Genomic DNA, 3,653 nt, shown 5'->3' on the forward strand with positions numbered 1-3,653 from the left:
ACATGCCGCGCCGGTCTGGCGATCGCGGCAACCGCAAGTGCGCCGTGCATCGATATCGCCCACCGAACAGGAGCAGACATGGGATACGTCACCACGAAAGATGGCGTCGACATCTTCTACAAGGACTGGGGTCCGCGCGACGCCCAGGTGATCTTTTTTCATCATGGCTGGCCGCTCAGCGCCGACGACTGGGATGCGCAGATGCTGTTCTTCCTCGCCCAGGGCTACCGCGTGATCGCGCATGACCGTCGCGGCCACGGACGCTCCAGCCAGGTGTGGGACGGCCACGACATGGATCACTATGCGGACGACGTCGCCGCGGTCGTGAATCATCTCGGCGTGCAGGGTGCCGTTCACGTCGGCCATTCCACCGGCGGCGGCGAAGTCATCCACTATGTCGCGCGTCACGGCGAGGATCGCGTCGCCAAGGCCGTGCTGATCAGCGCCGTCCCGCCGCTGATGGTCAAGACCGACAGCAATCCCGGCGGCCTGCCGAAGGACGTGTTCGACAATCTCCAGGCACAGCTCGCGGCGAACCGCGCGCAGTTCTACTACGACGTGCCGGCCGGCCCGTTCTACGGCTACAACCGCACCGGCTCGACACCGTCGCAGGGCGTCATCTGGAACTGGTGGCGACAAGGCATGATGGGCAGCGCGAAAGCTCACTACGACGGGATCGTCGCGTTCTCGCAGACCGACTTCACCGAAGACCTGAAAAGCACCACGATTCCCGTTCTCGTGATGCACGGCGACGACGACCAGATCGTTCCGTATGCGGATTCCGGCCTCCTGTCGGCGAAACTGGCGAGGAACAGCACGCTGAAGGTCTACGCGGGCTTCCCGCACGGCATGCCGACGTCCAACGCCGACACGATCAACGCCGATCTGCTCGCGTTCATCCGCAGCTGAACGCGGCGGATGCCGGCGCGGCCTTCAGTCTGGGCGCAGGCGGGAGGCCGCGTGAAAACGGCGGGCAAACGGGCCGCAGGCGCTCAAGGATCGATTCATCGACGAGTTGTCTCAGTTGAAAGCGCTTTATCGGCCGGCCGGCGATTGACGCATCACGATCCGCCCATCGCCGACAGCATTCGCCTATAGTGCCGATTGCCCATTCAACGAGGAGAACAGTCATGACACTGCAGGCCCGCGGTCCGTTCGAAGTGAAACTGAATCCGGAACCCTTGAGCAACGTCGCGGAAGGCAGCGGGCTCGGCCGCATGTCGCTGGACAAGCATTTTCACGGCGATCTGGAAGCCGTGAGCCAAGGTGAAATGCTCGCGTTTCGCAGCAGCGTTCAGGGCTCGGCCGGCTACGTGGCGATGGAAACCGTCAAAGGCGTGCTCGGCGGACGCAAGGGCAGCTTCGTGCTGCAGCACAGCTCCACCATGACGCGCGGGCAGCCGACGCAGTCGATCACGGTCGTGCCCGATTCCGGCACGGACGAATTGCTCGGGCTGTCCGGCGCGATGCGCATCGACATCGACAACGGCCAGCATGCGTACCGCTTCGACTACGCATTGCCTGACGCGCCGCAATAAGCCCGCCCGTCACGCGAGCGCTGCTTCTCGCAGGCGGAACTGCGCGACCGCCGCGCTCAGCCGCGCGCCCTGTTCGTCGAGCGACAGCGCCGCGGCCGCCGCCTCCTCGACCAGCGCGGCATTGCGCTGCATCGTCTGCTCCATCTGGATTACCGCGGCGTTCACCTGCTCGATGCCCGACGACTGCTCGTCGAACGCCTGGCTGGTTTCGCCCATGATCGCGTTGACGCGCTCGACCGCCGCGACGAGCTCGGTCATCGCCGAGCCGGCCAGCGCGACGAGGCTGCTGCCGTCTTCGACGCGTCGCGCGGAATGACCGATCAGGTCGCGAATTTCCTTCGCCGCCGCCGCACAGCGCTGCGCGAGCCCGCGCACCTCGGTGGCGACGACCGCGAACCCGCGCCCCTGCTCGCCCGCGCGCGCGGCTTCGACGGCGGCGTTCAACGCGAGGATGTTCGTTTGAAACGCGATGCTCTCGATCACGCCGACGATGCCGGAAATGCGCGTGGAGCTCGTCGAAATCTCCGACATGGTCGCGACGACGCGCTGCATCGCTTCGCCGCCGCGCGACGCGATGCCGGCCGCGCCCTCGACGTACGTGCGCGCATCGCGCGCGTTGTCCGCGTTCTGGCGCACGGCCGCCGTCAGTTGCTCGACGCTCGCGGCCGCCTGCTGCAGCGACACGGCCTGCTGCTCGGTGCGTGCGGACAGGTCGACGTTGCCGCTCGCGATCGTGCGCACGTCGCCGACGATCGTCTCGGTGCTCGCACGCACCTGGCTCACGGTATCGACGAGGCCGTCCTGCATCCGCTTCAGCGCATTCAGCAGATACGCCATCTCGTTCTCGCCCGGGACGACGACGGTGCCGGTCAGGTCGCCTTTCGCGATTTTCTCGAACTGATCGACCGCGAGATTGATCGGCTCGATGATCGCCTTCGCGAGCACGCGCTGCGCAACGAAGCCGACGACGAGCGCCAGCACCGCAACCGCCCCCATCCCCCACACGATCCGGTGGAAATTCACGCCGGCCGCCTCGTAGCGGGCCTTCTGGCGCGCGACCTGGAACGATTCGAGCGCGTCGATCGCCTCCTGGTAGGCGGCGAACAACGCCGGCGGCGCGGTGCGCTGCGTGTCGAGGAAGTTGAATGCGTCGTCGCCGTCGAGTTGCGACAGCGCCTTCAGGAACACGCGGTCGAGCTGCGCGCGCCGACGACTTTGCAGCGTGTCGAACAGCGCCTGCTCGCTGGCGTCGCGCGCATGCAGACGCGTGTACGCGTCCAGTTCGTCGTTGCTCTGCTTGAGCAATGTGTGAAGTTGCGCAACTTCCTCCTTCGCGGGCTGACCGGCGCTGATGATCTGCGCGACGTCGCTCATGCGTTCGCGCAGCACGAGCATCCGCTCGGAGCTGGTCTTCAGGTGCAGCAGCGACGCGGTGTCGTCGCGGTACATCGCCTCGAGCGAACCGTTGCCGATGGTGAGGGCCGCGATACCCGCACCGACCACCAGCACGAGCAGCACGGTATAGCCGGCGATGGTCGCGACGAGGCCACCACGGATAGTGAGTTGTTTTCGCATGACGTTCCCTTGAGCCGGCCGGGCACGGCCAGCGGCGGAGGTGAATTCCGGAACACGAACGGCGCGCGCCATGACGCACTACGCGGCGCGGGGTTGCGAACGAGTTAACGGCGCGGGGAACGGGCGGCTTTTATCCGCACGCGACACGAATCTTGACGATTGCGACAGAGAGGGAAGGCGCAGCGCGACTACCGGCAGTCGGCGAGCCTCGAACGAATTTCGTCGGCCGGTGCGCCGCGCTGGTGCGTGGCGATCGGCCAAACGTTTCCGCGCGCGTCCTTCACCATCAGCCGCCGGTCGCCGGACGGCGTGTCGGCGGGCGCTTCCAGCGGAATCGCCTGCAATGCGAGCGTCCGTCGACAGATCGAATCGGAGTCGTCGACATACACGTACGGAAACGCCTGTATCGCGTCAGGCATCGGTCTCGTAAAACAGGCCGTATTCGCCGTTCGTTCGCCTGATTCGCGCGAACCCGGGTTCGCCCAGATGCATGCCGGCGATCAGCAGCCCTTCCGAGCTGACCCGGTCCAGCAGCCGCGA

General features: G+C 66.2%; 4 protein-coding genes and 1 pseudogene. 2 read left to right on the forward strand and 3 right to left on the reverse strand.

Translation table 11 applies throughout. The features are described 5' to 3' along the window. Positions 1 to 78 precede the first annotated feature (78 nt). Together JMF90_RS28640 and JMF90_RS28645 are read left to right on the forward strand one after the other, a co-directional pair. Positions 79 to 909, forward strand: coding sequence for an alpha/beta fold hydrolase (locus JMF90_RS28640; RefSeq protein WP_011549231.1), 831 nt, complete (start codon positions 79 to 81; stop codon positions 907 to 909). A 221-nt stretch (positions 910 to 1,130) separates the two neighbouring features. Then, positions 1,131 to 1,538: a DUF3224 domain-containing protein gene (locus JMF90_RS28645; protein ID WP_054928580.1), complete on the forward strand. Its 408-nt coding sequence runs from the start codon at positions 1,131 to 1,133 to the stop codon at positions 1,536 to 1,538. A 9-nt stretch (positions 1,539 to 1,547) separates the two neighbouring features. Here the strand turns inward: JMF90_RS28645 and JMF90_RS28650 are convergent, their stop codons facing one another. From JMF90_RS28650 to JMF90_RS28660, 3 genes and pseudogenes are all read right to left on the reverse strand, one after another. Further along, entirely contained in the window at positions 1,548 to 3,113 is a 1,566-nt protein-coding gene (locus JMF90_RS28650; protein ID WP_054928579.1) for a methyl-accepting chemotaxis protein, read from the reverse strand. A gap of 188 nt (positions 3,114 to 3,301) precedes the next feature. Then, positions 3,302 to 3,532, reverse strand: coding sequence for a hypothetical protein (locus JMF90_RS28655; RefSeq protein WP_054928578.1), 231 nt, complete (start codon positions 3,530 to 3,532; stop codon positions 3,302 to 3,304). Next, positions 3,525 to 3,653, reverse strand: a pseudogene (locus tag JMF90_RS28660) (MBL fold metallo-hydrolase); the annotation flags it as partial. The gene JMF90_RS28655 and the pseudogene JMF90_RS28660, both read right to left, overlap by 8 nt.

The organism is Burkholderia sp. E168m23, assembly GCF_016586125.1.
Classification (GTDB): domain Bacteria; phylum Pseudomonadota; class Gammaproteobacteria; order Burkholderiales; family Burkholderiaceae; genus Burkholderia; species Burkholderia orbicola.